This is a genomic window from Pseudomonas paralactis, from assembly GCF_001439735.1.
Taxonomy (GTDB): Bacteria; Pseudomonadota; Gammaproteobacteria; order Pseudomonadales; family Pseudomonadaceae; genus Aquipseudomonas; species Aquipseudomonas paralactis.
The window spans coordinates 1-2,136 of record NZ_JYLN01000027.1; the positions used below are offsets into that span (position 1 = coordinate 1).

The following is a 2,136-nucleotide window of genomic DNA, read 5'->3' on the forward strand; positions in this document are numbered from 1 at the left end:
TGATGTTAGTCACCGGCGCGCCGTTTTTATCCACAAGGCTGGCGGTGTAGACGATGTTGCCGCCTTCGCCGACGGTAGTCGTGGCGGACAGGACTACATCAACTTTGTCGATGGTGTCATTGATCGTCGTGGTCGCACCGTTGCCTGCCACTTCCAGTTTTTCGAAGTTGCCGCCCGTGGTCTCGGTGATCTGGACCGTCTGCGAGCTCTTGTCGATGAACACGTCATCGGTAGGCGCAGGCACGGTCACAGTGCCGACAGTGTCGCCCGCTTTGATCGTGATCGAGGAGCCGTTATCCAACTTCAACGTAACGTCAGTGCCCGCTTTGTTGGAAAGCGTGGCGGTGTAAGTAATTTGACCACCTTCGTTAACGGCGCTAGGCGCGGTCAGCGTTACAGTCGTGGTGTTATCGGTACCCGGTGTGTCAGTCACAGTTGTGGTGACTTTATCAGTCCCTGGGACCAGATTTTCAAAGTGCTCGCCACCGGTCACACCCTTGATAGCGGTGGTGACGGTCTGGTCGCCTTTGTACACGTCATCCGGTGCAAGAACCGACACGCTAGCGCTCGATTCGTTAACACCGATGGTGATGGTTTGGCCGTTATCCAGGGTGACGGTCAGCGGGTTGGTGATGTTGGTCACCGGCACGCCGTTTTTATCCACAAGGCTGGCGGTGTAAACGATATTGCCGCCTTCACCGACGGTGGTGGTGGCAGTCAGAACCACATCGACTTTGTCGATGGTGTCGTTGATGGTGGTGGTCGCACCGGTGCCTGCAACTTCCAACTTCTCAAAGTTGCCGCCAGTGGTTTCAGTGATCTTGACGGTCTGGGTGCTCTTATCGATGAACACGTCATCGGTAGGCGCAGGCACGGTCACAGTGCCGACGGTGTCGCCCGCCTTGATGGTGATACTCGAACCATTGTCGAGTTTCAACGTGACGTCGGTACCGGCCTTGTTGCTCAAGGTGGCGGTATAGGTGATCTGGCCACCTTCGTTAACGGCACTTGGTGCAGTCAGCGTGACGGTCGTGGTGTTATCGGTACCCGGGGTATCGGTAACGGTGGTGTTTACCGGCGCAGTGCCCGGTACCAGGTTTTCAAAATGCTCGCCGCCCGTCACACCCTTGATAGCGGTGGTGACGGTCTGGTCGCCTTTGTAAACGTCATCCGGTGCCAAGACCGAAACAGTGCCGCTGGACTGATTCACACCAATGGTGATGGTTTGGCCGTTGTCCAAGGTGACGGTCAGCGGGTTGGTGATGTTGGTCACCGGCACGCCGTTTTTATCCACAAGGCTGGCGGTGTAAACGATATTGCCGCCTTCACCTACAGTAGTTGTGGCAGTCAGAACCACATCAACTTTATCGATGGTGTCGTTGATCGTCGTAGTTGCGCCGTTACCAGCAACTTCCAATTTCTCGAAGTTGCCGCCAGAAGCGTCAGTGATCTTGACGGTCTGAGTGCTCTTATCGATGAACACGTCATCAGTAGGCGCAGGCACGGTCACGGTGCCGACGGTGTCGCCCGCCTTGATGGTGATACTCGAACCATTGTCGAGTTTCAACGTGACGTCAGTACCGGCCTTGTTGCTCAAGGTCGCGGTGTAAGTGATCTGGCCACCTTCATTCGCTTCAGACGGAGCCGTTAGCGTCACGGTAGTGGTGTTATCGGTACCCGGTGTGTCAGTCACAGTTGTGGTGACTTTATCGGTCCCTGGAACCAGATTTTCAAAGTGCTCGCCGCCGGTCACACCCTTGATCGCGGTGGTGACGGTCTGATCGCCTTTGTACACGTCATCCGGTGCAAGAACCGAAACGCTAGCGCTCGATTCGTTAACACCAATGGTGATGGTTTGGCCGTTATCTAGAGTCACGGTCAGCGGGTTGGTGATGTTAGTCACCGGCGCACCGTTTTTACCCACAAGGCTGGCGGTGTAGACGATGTTGCCGCCTTCGCCGACGGTGGTGGTGGCAGTCAGAACCACATCGACTTTGTCGATGGTGTCGTTGATCGTCGTGGTCGCACCGTTGCCTGCCACTTCCAGTTTTTCGAAGTTGCCGCCCGTGGTCTCGGTGATCTGGACGGTCTGCGAGCTCTTGTCGATGAACACGTCATCAGTAGGCGCAGGGACGG

General features: G+C 56.1%; 1 protein-coding gene. It reads right to left on the minus strand.

The genetic code is table 11. The annotated features are described in order from the left end of the window. Positions 1 to 2,136 (minus strand): immunoglobulin-like domain-containing protein (locus TX23_RS26580; protein WP_342342579.1); only part of this gene is annotated, 2,136 nt, incomplete at both ends.